This window comes from Vagococcus zengguangii (genome assembly GCF_005145005.1).
Lineage (GTDB): Bacteria > Bacillota > Bacilli > Lactobacillales > Vagococcaceae > Vagococcus_A > Vagococcus_A zengguangii.
This window is the reverse complement of record NZ_CP039712.1, coordinates 21,559-44,624: the sequence shown is the minus strand read 5'-3', so window position 1 is coordinate 44,624 and position 23,066 is coordinate 21,559. Positions and strand designations below refer to the sequence as shown.

At 36.0% G+C, this 23,066-nt stretch carries 18 protein-coding genes; 3 read left to right on the top strand and 15 right to left on the bottom strand.

Features of this window, described 5'->3' with window-relative positions; genetic code table 11:
• Positions 1-93: 93 nt before the first annotated feature.
• The gene (locus tag FA707_RS00180) at positions 94-1,053 is read left to right on the top strand and encodes a biotin--[acetyl-CoA-carboxylase] ligase (protein ID WP_168177317.1); all 960 of its coding nucleotides are present in this window, start codon (positions 94-96) and stop codon (positions 1,051-1,053) included.
• A 25-nt stretch (positions 1,054-1,078) separates the two neighbouring features.
• The gene (locus FA707_RS00175; protein WP_136952337.1) at positions 1,079-2,494 is read left to right on the top strand and encodes a helix-turn-helix domain-containing protein; all 1,416 of its coding nucleotides are present in this window, start codon (positions 1,079-1,081) and stop codon (positions 2,492-2,494) included.
• A 52-nt stretch (positions 2,495-2,546) separates the two neighbouring features.
• Here FA707_RS00175 and FA707_RS00170 read toward each other — a convergent pair whose 3' ends face one another.
• From FA707_RS00170 to FA707_RS00145, 6 genes are all read right to left on the bottom strand, one after another.
• Positions 2,547-3,566, bottom strand: a complete 1,020-nt coding sequence (locus FA707_RS00170) for a WxL protein peptidoglycan domain-containing protein (protein WP_168177316.1) — start codon at positions 3,564-3,566, stop codon at positions 2,547-2,549.
• Between the two features lie 12 nt (positions 3,567-3,578).
• Positions 3,579-4,625, bottom strand: coding sequence for a WxLIP family cell surface protein (locus FA707_RS00165; RefSeq protein ID WP_136952335.1), 1,047 nt, complete (start codon positions 4,623-4,625; stop codon positions 3,579-3,581).
• A 70-nt stretch (positions 4,626-4,695) separates the two neighbouring features.
• Positions 4,696-5,481 (bottom strand): WxL domain-containing protein, encoded by a 786-nt coding sequence (locus tag FA707_RS00160; protein ID WP_136952334.1) that lies wholly within the window; start codon positions 5,479-5,481, stop codon positions 4,696-4,698.
• A gap of 19 nt (positions 5,482-5,500) precedes the next feature.
• A complete protein-coding gene (locus FA707_RS00155) occupies positions 5,501-6,304 on the bottom strand; it encodes a WxL domain-containing protein (RefSeq protein ID WP_136952333.1) in 804 nt (267 codons plus the stop codon).
• Complete coding sequence (locus tag FA707_RS00150; protein WP_136952332.1) at positions 6,297-6,566, bottom strand: hypothetical protein; 270 nt, start codon at positions 6,564-6,566, stop codon at positions 6,297-6,299. The genes FA707_RS00155 and FA707_RS00150 overlap by 8 nt, the downstream gene beginning before the upstream one ends.
• Positions 6,567-6,653: 87 nt before the next feature.
• A complete protein-coding gene (locus FA707_RS00145) occupies positions 6,654-11,675 on the bottom strand; it encodes a beta strand repeat-containing protein (RefSeq protein WP_210409621.1) in 5,022 nt (1,673 codons plus the stop codon).
• Positions 11,676-12,307: 632 nt separating this feature from the next.
• On the opposite strand from FA707_RS00145, the gene FA707_RS00140 reads away from it, so the two are divergent.
• The gene (locus tag FA707_RS00140) at positions 12,308-13,708 is read left to right on the top strand and encodes a helix-turn-helix domain-containing protein (protein WP_136952330.1); all 1,401 of its coding nucleotides are present in this window, start codon (positions 12,308-12,310) and stop codon (positions 13,706-13,708) included.
• A 53-nt stretch (positions 13,709-13,761) separates the two neighbouring features.
• Here the strand turns inward: FA707_RS00140 and FA707_RS00135 are convergent, their stop codons facing one another.
• The 9 genes from FA707_RS00135 to FA707_RS00095 all read right to left on the bottom strand — a co-directional run bounded on the left by FA707_RS00135 (position 13,762) and on the right by FA707_RS00095 (position 23,059).
• Positions 13,762-14,517, bottom strand: a complete 756-nt coding sequence (locus FA707_RS00135) for a class A sortase (protein WP_136952329.1) — start codon at positions 14,515-14,517, stop codon at positions 13,762-13,764.
• On the bottom strand, positions 14,498-15,544 hold the full coding sequence (locus FA707_RS00130; protein WP_246032325.1) for a WxLIP family cell surface protein: 1,047 nt from the start codon (positions 15,542-15,544) through the stop codon (positions 14,498-14,500). The genes FA707_RS00135 and FA707_RS00130 overlap by 20 nt, the downstream gene beginning before the upstream one ends.
• 105 nt (positions 15,545-15,649) lie before the next feature.
• The gene (locus tag FA707_RS00125) at positions 15,650-16,405 is read right to left on the bottom strand and encodes a WxL domain-containing protein (RefSeq protein WP_136952327.1); all 756 of its coding nucleotides are present in this window, start codon (positions 16,403-16,405) and stop codon (positions 15,650-15,652) included.
• 23 nt (positions 16,406-16,428) lie between these two features.
• Positions 16,429-18,528, bottom strand: a complete 2,100-nt coding sequence (locus FA707_RS00120; RefSeq protein ID WP_246032324.1) for a lectin-like domain-containing protein — start codon at positions 18,526-18,528, stop codon at positions 16,429-16,431.
• Between the two features lie 18 nt (positions 18,529-18,546).
• Positions 18,547-19,326 (bottom strand): WxL domain-containing protein, encoded by a 780-nt coding sequence (locus FA707_RS00115; protein WP_136952326.1) that lies wholly within the window; start codon positions 19,324-19,326, stop codon positions 18,547-18,549.
• A gap of 12 nt (positions 19,327-19,338) precedes the next feature.
• Positions 19,339-20,085 (bottom strand): WxL domain-containing protein, encoded by a 747-nt coding sequence (locus FA707_RS00110; protein ID WP_136952325.1) that lies wholly within the window; start codon positions 20,083-20,085, stop codon positions 19,339-19,341.
• Positions 20,069-20,431 (bottom strand): EF2685/EF0750 family sortase-dependent surface protein, encoded by a 363-nt coding sequence (locus FA707_RS00105; protein WP_136952324.1) that lies wholly within the window; start codon positions 20,429-20,431, stop codon positions 20,069-20,071. Before FA707_RS00105 ends, FA707_RS00110 begins: the two co-directional genes overlap by 17 nt.
• Before the next feature lie 568 nt (positions 20,432-20,999).
• Positions 21,000-21,941 (bottom strand): 1,4-dihydroxy-2-naphthoate polyprenyltransferase, encoded by a 942-nt coding sequence (gene menA, locus FA707_RS00100; protein ID WP_136952323.1) that lies wholly within the window; start codon positions 21,939-21,941, stop codon positions 21,000-21,002.
• 32 nt (positions 21,942-21,973) lie between these two features.
• Complete coding sequence (locus FA707_RS00095) at positions 21,974-23,059, bottom strand: FAD:protein FMN transferase (RefSeq protein WP_136952322.1); 1,086 nt, start codon at positions 23,057-23,059, stop codon at positions 21,974-21,976.
• Positions 23,060-23,066: the final 7 nt, after the last annotated feature.

The window sequence follows — 23,066 nt, the reverse complement described above, 5'->3', positions numbered from 1 at the left end:
ATAGTACCATATATTTTACTTTTATGCCCCTATTTCTATTATTTTATTCTATTTAATGTATAATTAAATTAAAAACATATGAAGGTACCATTAATGAAAGAAAACTTACTCAATTACTTAATGAAACACGCAAGACAAATCATTTCAAAACAACAGTTACTCACACTTTTCCCAGAAAATTTTGAGCAATCTTTTGCTGATATACAACGCGATTATTATCTTAAAGAATCTGAAAGTAGCGTCATTTTTTATCCAGAAGTCCCATTATCTGTAGCGCGTATAACCGAACAATTACTTGGTGCATGGCCAACGCTTACGGTCACGTGGCACGCCTCACTCTCCTCAACGAATACTGTGATGAAAGAACAGATTCAAACAGGTGTGTTATCAAATAATGAACCTCACTTACTAATTACAGATGCGCAAACAGCTGGTCGTGGACGTTTGGGACGCTCGTTTATATCAGATAGTTACAATGGACTTTATATGAGTCTTTTTATTCCCTTCAAGCTGACAACAGGCGACTTGCCACCTTTTACGTTGATAGCTGCCGCAGCACTAACCCAAGCATTAAAAAGTTTGGATAATTTTGACATTAAAATCAAGTGGGTCAATGATTTATATCTTAACCGCAAAAAAGTTGCAGGAATTTTGACCGAAACAACGACTGATTATGAAACCAATCAAATAAATGGCGTCATTGTCGGAACAGGCATCAACATCAGTGCGTTCCCGGAACAAATCCCGACTGAATTACGTGATAAAATGGGCACCTTGTTTGAACCCGGTAAAGAGACTATCACACGTGAACAATTAATTAACGCCTATTTAACCCAATTTTCTTTGTTACTAAACGATAAAACAAAGCAGTACTATCCAATTTATTGCGATCATTCGCTAATTTTAGGTAAAGACATTAGTTTCCATAAGGACGGACAGACTATTACTGGACAAGCCGTAAAAATTTTTGAAGATGGCCGACTACTTGTTACCTTGCCTGATTTGTCAACTATCACCTTATTAGCGGGTGAAATTAGTTTGCAGTCTTACTAAACAACCACATTGAGGAGAAATAAGAATGATTTATTATTTAGAAAAGAAAGAACAAACAACCTATGACGTCATCAACTTTTTGTATCAACAAGAGTACGGCACCGATGTTGATGCAATTGCGACTAACACAAACCTCTCAATTGGTAAAGTTTCAGAAATTTTATCCGAATTAACCCACGATTTTTCTCTTTATTTTCCTGACTATGACGTTCGAGAACAATTTTATCGCAATAGTTTTAACCAAGTAATAAAAGGCTCTAAATTTTCAATCGATTTATTTACTAATATGCTATTAAGTCGTAGTATTTTTTGTGAATTCATGATGGATTTACTGCATGAACGGACGATTAATCACGATATTTATGCGGCCAACCGTAATATCAGCTTGTCTACAGTAAAAAGAGAATGGCGTTCGTTAAAAGATAATCTAGCACGTCATGATATTTATATTGAAAAGGAACAGGGATTTTTCAAATTAAAAGGGAATGAGGAACATATGCGTTACTTATTCTTTGTCCTAATTTTTTATAGCAATTATGCCATTCCTAATTATTTAACACGGGCGGATTTGCAATTTTATGATAATACCATTCTTAATAACGCCAATGAACAGTCATTAAGATTCTTAAATATTATGCTTTACACTAGCTTAATACGCATCAAATACGGGCACCTTGTGTCAGATGAAGCTGAAAAACATCTTTTTCCCGATGACTTATCTTCTCAAGAAATTTTCCACAATTGTTTTAATTCTTTTTATAAAGGCTGTAAGTTACCAAGCAAGCAATTGACCCGAGAGTTAAATTTTTTATTCTTTTTTAGCACAATCCTTACGTTAATTAATATAGACACCTTATCTAAAATGGAGGCAAACATCCCTAACAATTTTTTTGAAGATTCCTTATTTCCAGAAATAAATCCTATTATTAATGAAATGACGGGGATATTCAATTTCAAAATAACGCCTACTGAATATTTTTTCTTAATCAGTAATTTATCTAAAGTTATTAGAAAAAAACAAGTCTTCGGTTCAGTACTTGAATTGGATATTGATTTTTCGGGACTTAATGGCTTTCCTAAGTTTGTCGAACGCTTGAGCAATAACTTGCGTCAACATCCGCTAATTGATACACGACATTTATTTGCGATATTTTACCCCATTTTAGATAAAAGAAAACAACCGATTTCTATATTGGTGGCCAGTCGTTTAGGCACGGAAAGTCAAATGCTCCTGCAAGATAAATTACAACGTTTTATTCAAAATGACATTAATTTTGTTCATTTCATGGAAGAGCAACCTGACATTGTCGTAAGTGACATCTTTATTGATACAAAAGATACTCCGTGTTTTTTAATAAAACCATATCCAACATTAAAAGAAATCTACAGATTATCTTTCGAGATTTCGAAATATATCAATCGTGATAATATCCTAATTTAAGAAATACCAGACGATCAAACATTTTACTCCATGTTTAATCGTCTGGTATTTCTTACTTTTGTCTATCCTGATAAATCTTAATAGCTATAGCAGTCACAATCAATACGACTATGATAGTAGTTAACCATTTATATAGTGCGTGATTATTCGTAGTGGATTTAGGGAGTTCTTCACTAATTGTTTGAGGGCCTTCTACATTTTCATCTACCGTTAGCTGTGTTTCATGCTTGATTGTTCTTTGATTTGAAAATTCAACAACCGTTTGAACTGAATACGTTCCTGGGCTTAGTTTATTAATCCCGACCTCATAGTTCATCGTACTTTCGGGTGCCATTTTCAACTCTTTTTTTGTCTTAGACTCGATTTCTGAATCAGTATTCGTATCAATCAATTGAGTGGTTATTTTCAAGTCTCTTTGAATCCCCACTTCTGGATTAATAATGGGGGTTTCGATATAGGTCTGATTACCAATAAAATTTAGCTGACTATCTTCGATTTTAACAAGGGGATCGACTGCTTTTTTATGATGCAATGCAATCGAAAACATATACGCATATGTATTATCAATTTGATTCGTAGTAGCAGAATGCTTTTCTTTACTAGCTAATTCAACACCTGCTAATATCGTTCCTTGATTAAAACTTTTTGGTACATTAATAGTCACATGTAGTTCTTGCGAGCCATTTTTTGGAATTGTAACGGCTTCAGGCAGTTCTATTACTTGAGTGATATCCACGCTTGGTGACTCAATCAGCTCATCTTGATGCATTCCATAAGATATTTTCCCATCTTTAGTGGTGACTGCTCTCAATAGTGTTGGCTTAATTATTAAATCGGTCTCACTCAGATTGTTAAGATTAACCGTTACCTCTTGTTTTTCACCTGCTGAAACATCCAAATCAAAATAATTACCTTGCGTTCGTTGATTTGCAGGTGCTACGGTTTGAAAATTAAAAGGCAATTCATTTTGTTGCTGTTCAGTTGCCACAACGTTCATATTAGATAAACAACTAAACATTACTATCAGCACCAAACTTACAAAGTGTTTATATTTTAATGACGTTACGCTCATCTCCATCACCCTTTATTTTGTTGCTTTTTTCTTGTTTTTTACTATTAAAAATACAATCACTAATAACAAGGCAGCTACTGCTCCACCTAAAGCAATTAACTTCCAATCAGTTGGTTCCTCGGTTACGCCAACACTTTCGTCATTTAATTTCTTCGCTTGTTCTTTTGTCACCGTAAAGTCTTGATTCCATTCCCATTTGTTGTCTTTATCGTCTTCCATGATAACATTTGCTGTATAACCTCCTGATTCAATTAAGTTACCATCCAATAAAATCGGATATTTCATAATCGAATTAGGCGTCATTTGAATTAAGTTTTTGAATGATTTATAAAGAATTTCTTTTTGGCCTTTTCTAGTAATTTCAGCGCTTAAGGTTAATTTACTCATAATTTTAGGAGCTTGGTTAGCAATTTTTAAATTAAAACTATTATGATAGTTAAATAGTCCTGCTTCTACCGCTAACATATCGAGCGACGGCTCAACAGGACTTTCATCCATAAACAATGTCACCCCTACTAACATTGCCATTTTATTAACGACTTCTGCGCCTTCATTATTTCCTTTACTTTCTTGATCGCGCTCCATAAAGCGTAACCCACCTGTTACAATCCCTGAATACTTTTCTTTAGGCATAGTTATCTCTAAATCAAAGGTTACTTTACTTTTTGCAGGAATCTCAACAAATTCAGGCACCTTCGCGATATCTGGTAAATCATCCACCATTGAGTCATCTTTAGCAAATTCTGTTGGGCCATATTCTAAACCACCCGAACCATTTGTTCGGGCACCATTTAAAGAAAGATCCACCACGATATCTTGATCTGAGGTGCTCACTACGGTAATCGGAACTTTTTGTTCTTGACCCGGAGCCATTTTTAGATTGATCGCGTTGCCTTTCGTTACTTGATTTTCAGGATGAGCGATTTCATAATAATAGCCAATCTCGCTCTTCACTTCATCTACAGCTAATGGCTTCTCGTTGAATACGAAAATGGTCATAGCCATTGCCAATAACCCTAAGCAATATCTGACAAAAAATGTTTTTTTTTTGTTCATCATACTCACTCCTATAGACAACAAAAGCACTAGTTCAAAACTAGCACTTTTGTTATATTTATTTAATCATCTATTATGGTTCTAATGGTGTATCTAGTTCACTTAGTGTCCAAGTAATTTCAGCTTTATAGTTAGTTGCTTTCATTGCGACACGAGTTGGAACATTTAAGTGAACGGATGTTGCTTCTGTATTGGCACGACTATCCCCATATTCAACCGCCCAGTTACCAAAACCTTGGCCTTGTGCAGCTGACATCATTTCTTTTGAACCACCTTCTAAAGATAAAACAGGATCTTCAGATGCAGTCGTTGGCATTTCAATAACGTCTTGATTACTTGATTTTTCAATATTCGCATTTTTATAAGTAATGGTTGAACCGTTTAAAACTGAATTGCCATAGTTAGTAACGTCTTCTGTTTCACTTACTACTTCTGTAAATTGTTTCGTCATTTGAGCTGATAAAGTCCAACCTTGGCCTGGGTCTTTATCAAAACGTTTATCTGCGATTTGAACAAAGTTCCCTCTTAAAATAGGCTCTGTTTTTGTTCCAACATTCGTAGCTGCCGCATCTACATCAATACCAGTTAAACTAGCTGGCATAGAACCAAATTTCAAATTAGACACCCAAACAATTTGTAAAGGACCTTCTTTTCCAGGTTTAACACCCTCACCTGGTTCTTCTGGTGTAACACCAGTTCCTGGGTTTTCTGGGTCAATAACACCTTCAGGACTTGTATCTGCTGTAAATTCAATACGACCTTCACCAACAGCAGGTTCCACTTCTGCAAAAGCTGGTGTTACCATTCCTAATGTCATTGCTCCTAAAACAGCTGTAGATAATAATTTAGTATACTTCATTCTTTCTTCCTCCTAAGTTTTATGTTAATTCAGACAACGTCCAAACTAGTACCGTACTGTATTTCACTGCTTCTTTGTTAATTGATCCGGGTACTGACAAGCGGATACCAGTATTTTCATAGACTGGTTTTTGATAGTAATCATCTATAAGAGGCTTACCATTGTCATGCAGTACTGGAATTAACGATGTTTCTTTATCATCATCGGTGTCTGAGGCACCAAATTTAATAACCCAAGTTCCTGGTCCTTTATTTTCACTTGCTTCGACAATAGTATAGCTTGCTCCCATTTCGTTAAGAGCAATATCTTCTTTAACGATTTCTGGAACATAGCCATCTAAATCATAGGCTGAGTGAATAGATTGTTGATTAAAGGTTATCACTGCACCTTTTAACTCTTTTGCTTCTTTTGCTTCGGCACTATAAAATTGCTTTTCTTGCTGAAGTGTTAATCGCCATCCCCCCATATTCCAACGGTTATCTGTTAGTTGGATATAATTAGGCCTAGCTGGTGTGTCACTGACAAATTGTTGTGCTTTCACATTATAGCGTTGGTCTTGATCGGAGATGACCCGATATCCAAATGATAACTTCGGCACAAAATCAAGTCTTAAAGGCCCTTCCGTTTTCACCACTTCACCAGGATCAATCACTTTGTCTGGATTGTCTGGATCAACTGGTGGCGACGGATTATCACTCGCATTAAATCTAACTGAAGCATCTCCTGAAAGACTATCAGCACTAACGGCAGAAATCCACGTGCTACTGGTTATCGCGAAACTTAACGTAATAAACAACCCTAGTTTATTTAAATTTCTAACCATGTGAATCACCGCCCTTAGATGCCAGTTTTTTTACTGCGATGTAAACTAATACAATACCCAACGCACCTATTCCCCAAGCGGTCATTTCCTCCCCTGTTTTTGGAAAAATACTAGTAGCGCCCGTTTTTCCGGTAGGAGGTGTTTTTGATCCGCCGATAATAGGTGGATCAGGCTTCGCTTCATAGAAACCAACTTCTGCTGTATTGCCAGCTGATCCACCTAATTTTTCAGCTGAGGCCTTTACTTGAAACGACCCTAACATCAGCATCAGCAACAAAAATCGCACGAGCCTGTTTGTTATTCTTTTCAACCGTCGACACCATCCTTTCTCACTTTTAATCTAGCGTGATTATTCTGACGTGAAGCCAATTGTCCATTGAACTTCACCACTATAATCACCTATACGTGCGTACTCAGCTGGACTTAGTGCTACTTTCATTCCTGGTTCTGTAAAATTTTTCCCCCATGAATTCGTCACATTTAAACCATCGGCCGCTGTAATACGAGCATTATCAGTAATAATCGGTGTGTTCGTATCGGTTAAAGTCAATAGTTCTTGGTCATTACGATATTTCAACGCATCATCCAACACGTGATTTTGTAGCAAATTAGATAATGGTTGAGTCACGCGAACGTTTAATGACCATGGCGTATCGGAATCGTGTCGTCTAGAATCTTTCAAAATAAGTGACGCTGAAAGTCCCGTCTGATTAACACCAAATTGATTCAATCCTAGCGATAAACTGTTGCTACCAAAATCAATCACATCTGGCGCTGAAGCAAAATACAGAATACCGTTAAAAATGTAATCAACGCTCATATCATCATTAACCGTTAATGCTGTTTCATCTTTAGGTCGCTCTTTGATATAGTATTTGAAATCTGTCGCAATTTGATTAAAAATATCCTCTTGAATTTTAGTATCTGCTGACAAATCTAACGTTGTTCCTGGCTCCAACTCCATCTCGTATTTATCATGTAATGGTTCTTTTGCTTCATCTAAAAAGTTCACTGTCAAAATAACTGTATTAGCTTTTACAGTAATTTTTACCATCCGATCTAACTGATAGGTTTCCCCATTATAATTAAAATCGACGATGCCGTATGGCTCATCTGTTGACGTTGGTAATGTTGTCGCAGATGCCAATTCTGATAAATGTTGCGTACCATTGATTGGCACAATATTATTCACTTTTTGACCATCACTTGTAATCGTAAAGCCATTAATTTGTTCTTTATTTTTATAAAACTCATTGTAAGTGCCATTGTTGATGATCGTTGCCAACGCGGCTTGTTTAATTTCAACTTCCTTATTGGTATGAATACTTACATGTTTATCTTCAGAGATAGCATAGTCGGCCCCAACAACAATGACATTAACCGTCATAGCTTTTGTATTTTCAGCATCGTTATTTCCGACTGAATAATCAATTGGAATAACACGATACTCATCCGGTTTAAGTTCTTGATGAAGTTGGTCTAACTCCTCTGTCGTTAAATCTTCTGTTTTTAAGAAAGGACGACCAAACACTTCAGTCCATTTATCTAAATCAGCCTTATCATTAATTTGTTGCGCTTCTTCACTTGTTAAGATAATATTTCGTGAGGTTAACTCTGCCTTATTTGAAAACATCGAAGTAATCGTATAACTATAATCACCATCTGTTGACGTCCAAGCTTCATCTTGATAGTCTTTTCTTTCCGGTCGCTCAATTGCTTTTTCACCAACCTTAGTAGATTGAATCGTCATCTGGTTGACCCATGAACCGCTTGTTTCATCCGGTGTGGCACTAATAGTTGGCAAAATACCTGAACTTGAAAGAATATACAAAATCCCGTCTTTAGCTATCACCCCTTTGGCTGAACTACCCCAAGCAGGGTGGGCAAATGGTGGTTCTTTACCTGTTTCCACTTCAACATCGTGGAACATATTACCGTCACCTTTATAGATATCCGCTACTTCTCCTTTGACAACTCGATAATCAATCGTTGACCCGGGTATCATAATGCCATAACCGTTTTTTGAACCAGTTACATCATTGTCACCGATAAATGTCTTACCGGTTTCTTTTTCAATACCGGTAAAGTTAAATGGCGTAATTGTTCCTGCATTGGCTACAGTTGGATTAATGGTCAACACTTGATAAGCGTCTTGCGTGCCCCAATATGTTCCGTTACTTTTAACTAAGCTACCAGTTGTCCCAACTTTTATCCAATTCAGTTTCGCTTTGTCATCTTCAAAATTAACTGCTGATAAATTGATCTTGCCTGTGCCTGGTAATGACGCAATATTAGCTGAGCCTGAAACATTTAATTCACCACCAGAAATAATGTTGCCATCTTTTACAACACCTAAACCAGCGCCGTCTTTAATATATATATGACCAAATTCGTTGTATGTGCTAGCGTGATCAGCAGCGGTCGCACTAAGACCATTCGTGATATTTCCGCCATTGGCTCTTAGCTGAAGACCATTTTCGATATTAAGTTCAGTAAAATTAACTAAACCTAATCCCGTGATATCAAGTGGCTCTGTTTGTTTTTCAGCAGTGGTTGCGCCACCAACTGGCACACCAATGTTAAATTTAGCAAACTTATTATTAACAGCGCTATTGGCGGCTACTTGATTCGTGATATTATCATCACTTTCTGCACTTCCTCCTGAAATACCTCCAATTGAACCCGCTCGTTCGATATTAATATTAACGTTTCTCAATAATTTATTGCTTGAAACATTCTTATATTGTGTTGCATACAAACTACCTATACTAGAACCTGGCGCGTCAATATTGATATTAATACTACCTGCCTTAGTGTTATTTTGACCCGCAGTTCCTCTGCCACCATCTCCATAAATAATCGCACCATTTAAAATATCGCCACTCGATTCATCAGAAAAAATATTAAGATTTGTTGAATTACTACTATCAGTTCCTAATTTTGAGCCATCAAAAGCGTTATAAGGTTTTCCTGCTGAAATATAGGTGTTTTTTGGTAAAGCAAATTGACGTTCATTTTTGAAATTTCGCAAATCAATCGTGACATTACTATCACCGTATAGCGTTCCTTGGTTAGTGGCACCACCTGAGATTGCATTGAGTCCTGTACGAGGAACACCTGAAAAATTACCACCTTTAATCAGCATGTTGCTATCACCATAAATATCGTGCGTAGTCGCTTCACCATAAGTGCCACCCATAGAAGCATTAATCACCCCATCATTAACAGTAACAGAAGGGTTTCCATTAATTTTACGTGAATGCCAACCGCCTCCTGACAAAAACCAGTTGATTTGGCCGTTATTAACAGTTGCGGTTGTGTTACCATCAATGCGATTATCCCAAAAACCCGCACCTTCTAGCGTGTCTACTAATCCGCCATTTAACGTAATGGAAGTATCACCATATGTTGTGCCAGAAAATCCCGCTCCATATGTCCAACGTGCTAACACGTTATTCAACACAACATTGGTATTACCTTTAATATAGACGTCTTGTGACCAACCAGTAATCCTGCCTCCACCACCGACAATATCAAAAGCAGATCCATAAGTAGTTGCATCAGAATTAGATTCTTTTGTTACATAGTAATCCTTCACACCTGTTGTCCCCATAAAGCTACCTATAGTCTGGGCTTTAAATACAAAGCCATCACCACCAAAGCTATTATACTGATTATTTTTAACACCTACTGTGACATAAGTATTCCCTTCCAGAAATCCTTTTACACCAAAGCCTCTTATATAAGCGTAGTCATCCGCTCCATACGAAACTGAACCATCTAATACATCTGTATAAATATCACCATAGACTTGATAGTTGCTGCTTTCAAGCGCCGCAACATAAGTTTCATCAGAAGTGTATTTATCAATATTAGCACTTGATAATTTAGTAGAGGATGGAGCAGCTGCATCAAAATCACCCGCGCCATTAATTCGGGTAAGTTCACCTTTATTTAATTTACGACCTGCTTTAATCGTATTTTTTATATCCCCTCTCATTACACCAGTATGTGAGTTTCCTCCACTGTATATTGCTCGACCAGTAGAAAAGAGGCTGGTGTCAAAATTATTGGTAATCGAAACTTCTGTCGTGTCTCCACCGATATTCCCACTGCGTGATCCACCATAATAATGTGGCCCACCTGTTAAATCAGCAGATCCTGACCAACCACCATAACCTTTGATAGTGTTATTCACATTACCTGTGATATCACCATAAGCCGTTCCACCATAGTAATTCGTTAACCTTAATTTCGAAGCAGTATTTGTACTATTGATAGACGTTGTAACATTACCCTTTACATTGGCTGTTACAGTTGCGGAGGTGCCTTGACCTGCTCCATACACATTAGCTATTGTCCCACCAGCATCATTAACTATTAATGAAGTATTACCATCAACGGTTCCGACTTTAACACCGCCACTTAATGTTGTAATACCAGCACCAGTGTTATTAATCACAACTGAGGTGTTACCCGTTACGTTGGCAGTCGCAGTTCCTGATGTGCCCTCACCACCACCGTAGACACTTGTTATTCCACCAGTTGTCTTGTTGATTTCTAACGAGGTATCTCCTGTGACGGTTCCGACTTTAGCACCACCACTTAAAGTTGAAATGGCTCCGGATGTATTATTGACAATAATTGATGGATTACCTGTTAAAGTACCACCTGATTCATTACCACCATATATTGACCAAGTATAGGCACCCGTAGCGTTAATCTCGATAGTTGGATTACCCGTAACATCTTGATTTTTTGATCCACCGTAAATATTTGAGATTACTGTACTACGAGAACCGCCTCCAAATAATGCATTATGTCCATTTAAGTACATGTTAGTGACACTATAGCTAATATTTCTCAATACTATGTCCGTTCCCCAATAGACATCAGTTCTCATTGTTAAGGTTTTAGCTCCTGTTGGTGCAACTGTGTTATTATTAATTTCATCAACTTGTGTACTTGTAAAAATCAACGTAGAAGCTTTACTTTCCAATGCCTTAAACGTAATATCTGTCGCTGAAGGATTAGCAGGTATTGTATCACTAGCTATTGAAGTATCAAAACTCACAGTTGTTCCAACATAAATACCATAATTTCCGCCATCACCGTATTGATAAATATCAAACAGCGCCTCTTTCATTCCAGCAATACTGCCCTTATATTCTTTAATCCCCGATTGCGTTTCTGGATTAGGAACCACAGCGATGTTCTTTGCATCCGTCATGTCTTTTAAATACACACCCATCGAATTTCGATCGAATCCCACTCGATCGGCATTGGTGGTTTTAATATCAAAAACAATAATCATTGAAATTAAAGCCAATAGGCTCACCAGTACTCCGATTACTTTTTTATTAATTTTCACATCAAACCATCTCCCTCCTTTTCCTAATTTAATTAACGTTTTATGAAAATCATCTAACTTCAATAAATAAATCCCCCCTCTGCCGCACAATTACTAAGGGCCTAACCGCTTTAGAGCGGATAGTCTTTTCATATTAAGTTTAAAGCAGCTAAAAGTATTTTTGGGATCATTTTACAGGCGATTAATTTGTCAAAAAAAGCTTTTTTTGTGAAAAAAAATGACGATTTTACAATATTTCTCTCTTTATTATCAAAATTAAAATTTTTTAGAGTAAAAATAGACAAAAATACCGGAAATCCTGAAAAAAAGCTTATCACGAACGTAATAAGACCCCTTTAAACAAACATTGCAACTAAAAGAGCTCATTTCAACACAAGATTTTAGACACTTTTGAACATTTTTGATAATCTTTCTTATACAAGTCACTATAATGGACAAAATACAACCAATTAAATCGTTATTTTTGTCGAACATTAACATAAAATAAAAAGGAAAATGACATGTTTCACATACAATAAACGTACATTTAACAACGATTAATAACTTAATGGCCTTTTTTTGATATAATAGAGTAGATAATTCACATATTTTTTAATTGTTTTTTTGTTAGGTTTGTATTGGGGGGATTGACAGTGTATAAATTGATGGAGAAAAAGGATCGCGATAAATACCGACTATTAAAATACTTACAGAGTTCTGAGAAGCAGCTCTTTCCAACAGCGGAATTAACCGAAAAATTAAATTTATCTGAAGTAAAAATCTCTGAACTGGTAGATGATTTAATTAATGATTTCAGTAGTAATTGGCCTGAATTACAAGCAAATGAACAACTGTTTCGTAACAACTTCAATGAGGTCATTAAAGGTCCTAATTATTCAGTCGAGCCGTTTTTTAAACTATTCATTCAACGTAGTATCTTGTATCAGCTGGCACGTGATTTATTTTATGAACGTGATATTTCTTTTGAAAAATATGCTGCTAAACATAATCGTAGTATCTCAACTATCATGCGTTTATGGCGCTATTTAAAGGATGTATTTTTAGAATTTGATATTCGAATTATCAAAAGAGAGGGAATTTTCATGATGGATGGACCTGAAGAAAAGATTCGCTACCTTTTTTTCACATTATTTAAAGATAGTGGCAAAAAAGTGCCCAGTCTTGTCCAGCGCTACCATCTAGACTATGTTAACGATTCTAAAGCAATTCCTGCTACTCAAATGAAAATTGACAACCTTAACTTAATGCTTAATATCGCTCTAACCAGAATACGCAAAGAAAAATTCATTGAGAAAGAAATGGATTTCTTCTATATTATGAATAAATTAACTAATGAAGAGGCATTTTATGAAATTTTCGCACCATTTTACGCCAAAAAATTGCCTGTTGACAGGCTCGAAACCGAAATTAATTTTTTATATTTTTTTATTAATACATGGAGCATTCTTGAACACAAAGTAGTTGCGAGTGCTAGTACTTACTTAACACCTAAGATCATTTCCCAAAAAGATTTCACGATTTGTAACAATATTTTATTTGAGGTTGGCAATGCGCATCAAATTAATCTCAACCCAGAAAGTTACTTCTACTTAATTGCCAATATGATCTTAATGCTTAGAAAACAAGCTGTCTTTGGTTCACTTGTTGATTTGCGCGGCAATTTTACTAATACTGATGAATACGATGCCTTTATGCAAAAATTACCACCCTCTGTGTTAGAACAAGATGCGATTTCAACTGAACAATTGTTCATACTCTACTACCCATTAATATCTGAAAATCAATCAATGATCAAAGTGTTATTAATGAGCCGCTATGGGTTTGAAAATATCAAGCTTCTACAGAAAAAAATCACATCTTTTCTTCATCATTCGGTTGAATTTATCCAGTTATTGCAACATAAACCTGATTTAATCATTACAGACTATTATTATGAAAACGATGAGGTTCCTATCTACTACATCACACCTTTCCCTCGAAACAGAGAATTGGAAAGATTAGCACGATTTATCGATGAAACAATTGAAACGTAACAATTAAATACAAAAAAAAGAGTTCAACATTTAGATTAAACGTTGAACTCTTTTCAAATATAGCGCCAAATCAGCCAACTAAACATGAGGATTGTTGACAAAATAATGACCAATGGTAACACACTATAACGAATAAATGTGTCTGTATATTGATAGGTGCTTTTGTTCATTGGTGATTGTACTACGTGCCTGATGTCATCCTTTTCTTCCTCTAACAATTCCCCCACAACCACAAGACGTTGCTCTGTTCGTTCAGGCTTATCACATGTAATCAAGGTTAGCTGAGGCTCTGATTGATTTTCCAAAACAGCTAGTTCCTTCTCCGAAACTAGGTGTTTCATCTTTACTCGGTACAAGAAATTTTCTCCCATGAATTCCACCATTATTAGACTGTCTTGTTTGAGCTCCTGTAATTTTCCAAACAAAACATTAGCTATTGTTAAATGATGGCCTACAATGACTATATTATCCGTTTCAAAATTCCTTTGCGGATACATCAATCCCGCACCATATAATAACTCCTCTTGTTTCAGTCCATAAAATAACGGCACTTCTAGTTCTATATCTGGGATAATAATTTGACCTACAGCTTCCCCAACTTCATCAGCTGAACTCTGCCAATAATCCGTAAGGGTTGGCAAAACAATTGCATCATTTGGTGTTACTTCAGGGAGTTGCTTTGCATATGATAACGAGGTCGTTTGAAATTTAACAAGGGTTACCGTATGCTTGATAACTGGAAAACTAACGAGCAAAACCCCTATAATCATCAAAAAAATAATCAAGCATTTATCCCGCTTCTTGTTCATTTTTTTTCTTTCTTCGTACTAACCACAAGATTAGTAATAAAACCAGTAGTAATAGTAATGCACCTATTAAAACAAATAGCCAAGTATAATCCTTTTTAATCGAGACGTCTTTACTATTTAATTCTTTAGCGACTTCTGAAGCAATTTCGAAATCCCCTGATAATTGCCAATGATTTTGATAAGTAATTACTTGATCTTCACTTTTTCGTGAAAATTTTCCATCAGATGCTTCATTACCATAAACATCAATCGTAATATGATACTTACCACCGGCTAATTTTTCACCGTTCAATGGAGTTGGAAACTTAAACGTTGTATTAGGGGCAATTTGGCCACGCTCTTTAGTTTCTTGATAAAGGACCTGATCACTACCTGCTTTTGTAATTTTAGTTTCTACATAAACGCGATTAATATACGCCTTTTGATCATTTTGAATATTAGCAGTAATAACATTACGCGCATTTATTTGATCTGGAACCACACTTATTAAATTCAAGTTTGGCATAACTTCTTCCTTGTTTTGGCGCATCAGTAACGCGACTACATAGGAATATTCATTTTTAATAGATAGTCCTTTGGCATCATCATTAACAGCGGTCTCTTCTTCGCGCTCTTTAAAAGTAATTCCACCAGCAAGAACTCCTTTAAATGCCTCCTCTGTCATCTTAACCTTGAACTCAACTATCTGTTCTGAATGAGCTTTTAACAAAACCTCTTCTGGATAATCTACTAACGTTTCTATCGGTATAGATAAACTAGCATCTTTTTCAATGTTATTTTTCCCATATTCAACGACTAAATTAGAGTTAGTGGTTGCACTGTTGACTGAGACATCGACTGTAACGTCCTGATTCGTATCATTTCTTAACGAAACTTTCAAATTATCTTCTTGGTTTGGTTTCAGTAATAAGTCAAAATACGTATTACGTGTGTCTAATTGATTTTCTGAAGGTATTGTTGTCACAGCAAAATTAAATTCACTCGCCTGCACGTGACTGATTGGTAGTGCACTAACTACCAATATCATGATAATCCACCTAATATTCCATATGTTTTTCATTATTATTTCTATCTCCCTTATAAAACACGAAAGATGAGAAGGTTATTGCAAACCTCTCATCTTACTTTATTTTTATCCTTTTGGTACGTCTGTAAGCGACCATGTTAATTTAGTATGATAAGTTGCAGCATACTTAGTTGTTGAACCTGGAACAAATAGTGAAACACTCTTAGCGCCGCTATCCGCGTCAGTTCCCCAAGTTAATAAATATGTTCCTGCTCCTGCCCCATCAGTTGCAGTCATCACATCTTCAGCTTCTCCTGTTCCCTTCAAAGTGATAGTCTCATAACCTGTTGGGAATTTTGATTCAGATTTACTTACGACTACGCCATTTTCCAATGTCAAAATAGCACCTGTTAAATATTGATCTTTGGCTGTTTTAAATTGGTCATCTTGCGTAACTTGTAAGCTCCAACCTGTTTCTGTTCCACGATTATCCGTCACCTGTACGTAGTTAGGTCCCACGTGTTCTGTTACTTTTCCATCCTTATCGGTTTTATGATAAGTCTGTGGCAATGCATAATAAGTCTGATCTTTAGAGGTGATTTTATTCTCACCAAAGTAAAAACTTGATGCATAATCAATCGACAATGGACCATTTGTCCCTTCAGTTGGTCCCTCTGGATCCGTTGGGTCAACTGGGTCAACTGGATCGGTTGGGTCAGTTGGGTCAACCGGATCAGTCGGGTCAGTATTAGGAGTAAATTCAATCACACCATTTGATACATATTCTCCACCATCAGGGGTTGTTTCTGCTAGTTGAATCATTGGTAAAGCTGTTGCTCCTAGTAAGGTTGCAGCTAAAGTAAGTGTTAGATTTTTTTTCATTCTCATCATTCTCCTTGTTTTAATTAATTAGCGGGTACATTTTCTAATGACCATAGTAATCTTCCTTCATAAGCGCCGAGTCGTTGCTCTTCAACGGGAATATCTGCACGAATTCCTTTATGATCCTTGTTTTCTAATATACTTGTTAAATCTGTTTGTCCTTTGTCATCACTTTCAAAAACCGTTATTTTTTGATCACTAATTAGACGTGAACTACTATCATTCACAAACGATAGTACTCCCATTAATTCATGGCCGTTATTATTTAACGGTTGACTTTCTGATAACTGTAACCGCCAGCCACTAGAGGCTCGTTCATCTACAACCGCTAGGCGACCTTTCGCTTGACCGTAGATTCTCAAGTCTGTGTTTGAAATTTTATGTTGCCCAAATTGAATCGCTTCTGGTACTTCAGCTAAGTATAGTTCTCCCACACGATAGTAGAAATAAATATCTTTCGACTCATGTTCAAAGATTCCTGCTGTATTACCCGAGTCAGATTTAAAGACATAACCGGGAAGATTTTTTGGTTGTTCTTGATATGATGCACCAATTTTCCCTGTAATTTTTTTAGGTTCTGCAACATCTTGACTCTGGTTAAAAAAGTTTTTATAGTATACGTTCAGCGTTTTTTCTTTTGGTTTTATAATATGTAAAGCAATATCATTTGATTTCTTAATGAGAACCTCGTCTTCTAGATATTGAAAGTTTAACGTCAATAATTTGTCTGTCATCTGAGCCACTACACTCGCTTCAAATTCTATCGTTAAATCCTCTTTAGCAACTAGCAAGCGATCAACATCAATCATTAGACGATTATTTTCGACGATTAATTCTGAAGATTGAATGGATTGACCATTCAATTTAACCGATCCATCAACATATGCTAATTCACTTGGTAGATCAATCGTTACTCTTTTTTCAACGTCAACCATAAAGTAGTTTGTCACATTTAATATGTTCTTGAATTTAATATTCGCTAAATGTTCTGCTTCTCCTTCAGTCACATAGTTACCTTGATCAATACTCATCGTCGCTTTTGATGATACTTCTGAAGGGATTTGTGTAATAGCTAAGGCATTTTCTTGTGATCGTTCACCTGTTGATGATGTAAATCCCCAGTATACTGAACTACCGCCAAATTGTTTATTAATATCTTGAACCGTATACGATGCCGTCCCTATTCCTTCTAATTCATAACTTAATTGCTGGTTAACGGCATTCCATTTAACTGTTAAAAGGCGCCAATTACCATTAGAAAGATGCGTATTAGGTTTTATCACTCCTGAATGTTCACCACGATAGCTACCATTGTAATATTTAGGTGTCACAAACCCAACATGACCATAATCACTATTCCTACCTATTTCAGAATCCATCCAGTCACCATTGTAGTATGTATCAAATTCTATCGATAAAGCATTTCGAATATATGATTGACCCACATTTTCAGAATAGGCGCCTAGTCCCTTACCTGAAGATCCTATTACTTGAGATGGAGAACTAGTCATCCTTGGATCGTTGGTCAGAGTAAATGTCATACCATCAGCAGCTAATGACTTATTATCACCTAGATATAAATAACTTTTAAAAGTAAAGTCTGATAGCAAACTAATCTGCTTTCTAGACCAAATAGCACCATATTGATTTTTTTTATCTGGATTTATTTGTAACAACTTACCGTCATTCAAAATATTAGGCCCTACGCCAATCGGCGGTTGAAACACCTTGTCAATTGCAATGATATTGGGATCATTTGGCAAAGTAGCCGCGTAAAGTGCTCGTTTTGAGCTCAATTTGGTCACTAATTCTGTTGTCTCTGTTGTTTGTTCTATGATGCTTTCATGATTCCTATCATCATTTAAATCACTCAAACTAGTGTCAGTTTCTTTACTTTCTGATGTAATTGATTCTAAAGAAGATGATGCAGTAGTTTCGGTAACTTCTGACATATCATCAGTTGCTTCTTCACCAACTATTTCTATCTGAGAACTTGATAGTTGATTATCTGTCATAGTTGTTTCTATATGTTGTTCTGATGAAGTGGTCGCTTGAGTAAAAACGGGAAAGATACTCGTTATCAAGCAGCTACTCAATAGAAAGCTTAATATTTTATTATTCAATCTCTTTCCCTCCTCTGATTATTGCCCAGGGGTATCAGTTAAACTCCATACTAATTTGGTTTGATAAGTCACTGCATCTTTAGGGGTCGCACCCGGAACAGACAGTTTTACAGCTTTCGTGACATTTACCATCTTGGTTTCACCACTTTCAAGGTGTTCTTCAACAGTTTCCACATTCCCCCAGTAAGTTGCCCATGTCCCTGCTCCTGTTCCTGCTTTAGCCGATGTAACAAGCGATTCTTCACCAACTTTTAATGTAATAATTTCTGAAGGAATGGGTTCTTCAACATTTTTAGCGTTACTATTAACTTTTGGCTCTTTAAATGTAATTTGAGCCCCTGTTAAAACGTTGTTTAATGTCTCACTAGTTGCAGTGAATTCCCCTTCTTGCTTAACCTTTAACGTCCAACCACTATTTGTACCACGGTGATCAGAAATTTGAACGAAGTTAGGCGTGTCTTGTTGATCCCCTTCATAAGACTGCGCTCTCGCATAATAAATTTGATCTTTGTTAGAAATTCGATTAGTACCGAAATCTAAACTAGACGCATAATCAATCGATAATGGGCCTTGCGTTCCTGGGTTTGGTCCTTCAGGATCAGTCGGATCAATCGGTTTTACCGGATTTTCTGGATCAGGTTTTTCTGGATCAACTGGATCAGTTGGATCCAAGTTGGGAATAAATTTTACTGAACCATTTGATTGATACGTCTTCAATTCTTCTGCGTTAACTACCTTCTGACTAGCTAATACGCCTAAAGTTGCTAGTGATAACATTGTGATAACTTTAAATTTCATACATTGTTCCTCCTAATTAAGACGATTATTTTGTGGTGTATCTTGTAATGACCAAATTAAATCAGTCTTGTATACTTTGGCCAATTTTACTGACTTACCAGGGACAAAAAGTTGCACAGCCTCCGCATTTTCACTTAAATTTGAACCGAAACGGTAAACCCATGTCCCAAGTCCTGTTCCGGGTTCTGCTTCAACGACTGGTAATTCTTCACCAACTACTAAATCAACACGCTCCTCAACAATCGTTGGTTGATACTTAAGATCAACATTTGAAGCAATACTGGCTTTAGTCAAGCTCAGCTCTGCTCCAACCAATTCTTCATGAGCTAATGTCATGAAGGGCGTCACTTGCTTTACAAATAATTTCCAGCCAGCTAGTGTTCCACGTTTGTCTGTCACTTGAACGTATGTCGGTTTTTGACTATCTCCTTCCATTTCATCCGGATAGGCGTAATAGGTTTGATCTGTCGGTAAAATGTGTTGAGAGCCAAACATTAACGGTGAACCATAATCGATTGAAAGTGCGCCACTAGTACCAGGACCTGGTGGATTTTTAGGTTCAACAGGTTCTGTTGGATCGGGGCTTTCCGGATCAACGGGCTTGTTGGGCCCTTCACCTGCTTCAAACGTGAGGTCACTCTTAGTTTCAGATTGTTTTGGAAAAACTTCTGTGTTCTCTTCAGCAATTCCTTCCTGAGTAGTTGAAAATGCACTCACTGTGAGGATAATAACAGCCAAGCAACTAGAGATTTTTTTCATTGGCTTCAACTCCTCTTCTTTTTAGCCTAACTAACATAAATGAAGCGAATACTAAAACCACACAACCTAACTGTTGATATATGGGATTCAAATAATCGCCAGCAATCGGTAAAATAGCCCGTACTTTATTTTGAGTGGTGCTTACAGGCTCTGTAGACTGTTGCTTCGTTTCACTATTCGTTAGCTGATGGTCTTCGTCAATAACGGGTGGTGCCTGTTGTTCATAGTGACCATAAAAACTCGTTTGTCCGTTTGACTGATAATTTTGAGACTCTGCATAATAAAAACCACTAGTTGTAAAAAGTACGCCTAAGATAAACAAAAAGAACAAACTATTCTTTCTCACTACTTCCCCCTCCTGACTTTCACCTGCTAATGGACCTAGTAGATAAACACATCATAAATCATCATTTCATTTTTTATTCTCAAAAAATTCTTTTTTTTTTCACAATTTTAATTGTTTTTTTCAGCCACTTTCGTCCTTGTTGCTAAAACGTTCAATTCTATTAATAATCAAAAGTTTGTAGAATCCTTTTTATTTATCATCCCTTTTAAATTACGCTGCTGGCTTATTTTTTATCAAAATAAAATTAGTTTTATGAATAAATTGATATTTTCCTGAAAACATTTAGAAAATACTACTAGTTATTAAACTAATTTTGTCATTTTTTTTGCAAAAATTGGCTTAATCATTCCGTTGATTGAACTTTTTTTTTTATTATATTTTGTATAATCTAATTATGATTCGTACCTAATTTCGAATGAATATCTAAACCCCTTTATCCTTTCAACTATTACACCAGCTTAGAAGGGTAAAAAAAGAGATCACTTCTCTCCCAAATAAAAGTGATCTTCTTCTCCCAAAAAAGAGCAGGAAAAACAATATTGTTGTTTTTCCTGCTCTTTTCGTTTGTTTATTTTAATAAAATACTAGCGATTAAGCCGATAATTTGTGCGGAATTAAAAATCACTAAATTCTTAATCGAAATGACAAAGGTTTCGCGTTTGACTTGCTTTGCACTAAACGCTTTGACGTTTTTCATAATTAAAGGCAACGTCAATAACACAATTAACATAATCGGATGATAGACTTTAAAAATAACTCCTACTATCATAACCAAATAACAGCTATACATTAAAATATTAAAGAGTAAAATCCCATTTTTTCTACCTATATAATAAGGCAACGTGTAACGGTGATTCGTAATGTCTTCATCTAAGTCACATAAATTATTGGCTAGCATAATGTTAGCAATGGTAAAAATCATTGGTAACGAAGCTAAACCTACCGGAATTAACTTTCTTAAATCCCCAACTAGATTAAATTGCCAATCTTTTAAACTTAAGAAGAAAAAACCTAAATCATACGTATTAATATAAACCGTAATCAAGAAAATCCCTAAGCCCATAGTCACCCCACTAAATAACTCACCTAGTGGCATGCGGGATAATGGTACCGGACCAAACGTATAAAAAATTCCGATTAAACAACATAGACCACCCATCACCAATAACAACCAACCTGTTTTTACTGATAGATAAATCCCTACAATCATCGCAAAACCAATCATTGCAAAAATCAACGTTTGAACTGTCTTATCCGATAATCCTGCTTGCCCTACAATATTAGTTTCATATTTATAAGTCTCATTTTTTGCTTTACGGAAATCCATATAATTATTTATCGCCGTTGTACACATATCAAACACTAGCATTCCTAAGAAGAAAATAATCGTGTTAGACCATTTAATTTGGTCAAAATAATACTGAGAAAACAGCACGCCGATAATAAATGGAAATAAACTTGCTAGTTTCGTTTGAATTTCAACCAACTTAAAAAATACATTTAAATTCATTTTTTCGCTCCTGTATCTTGTTCTTACTATATTTAGTTTGCTAATTCGTAACCCGAGTCAAGATTCATATTGAAGTTTCCTTTTAGGCCTTCACTAATGTAAACTTTGTGATCTTTCGTAATGAAAACAGCTTCTATATCATCACGACCATTCACATAATCTAAGCCTTTTTCTAAGCCCATTGAGAAGACTACCGTTGACAAACCATCACCATCAACTGACTTATCTGAAATAATTGAAACGCCCGCAATTTCATTGTCAAAAGGATAACCTGTTTTCGCATTAAATAAATGATGATATTTCACGCCATCTACTTCTAGGAAACGTTCATAAATACCTGAAGTAACTAACGAACGATTAGAAGCGGTTGTTGAGCCGACGATTTGGTTACGTTGTTTATCAGGATCTTGAATACCGACTGTCCATTCACCATCTTTTTTATTAGGGCTCTTACCTAAGACATAGACATTCCCACCTAAATCAACAATAGCAGTGGTCACGCCATTATCTTTTAAGACTTTGACTACTTCATCTGCAATAAACCCTTTAGCAATCGCCCCTAAATCTAGTTGCATACCTTTTTCTTCTAAATAAACAGTCTGTTCTTCTTTATTCAACTTAACCTTATGATAGTCAACTAATTTTAGTTTCTCATCAATTTCAGTTTGTGATGGTTTACGAGCATCATCAAAACCGATACGCCATAGGTTTGTAATTGGCCCAATAGTGAAGTCAAAACCACCATCTGAATCTTCTGTATAGTCATACGCTTTTTCGATTAAATTGTAGACATCTTCTCTGACTTTAACTGGTTTAATCCCTGCTTGGCGATTAATTTCTTCTACTTCAGAATCAGCCGCATCAGGCTCGTTTACTGTTACAATATCAGCTAAGTCTTTGACACGATCAAAAGCTTTCTTCAATACTGCTTCTTTACCATCATCATAAATTTGAACCCTAACATACGTCCCCATTAAATATTGTTGCTCACTATAAGCTTCCTTATTAATTTTACCGGAAGAATTATCAGATGTTTGTTCTTTGTTAGTGCAACCAACTACTACAAATAGACTGATTAATAAAACTAAGGTCACCCATACTTTTTTATTGAAATTCATACTTTCG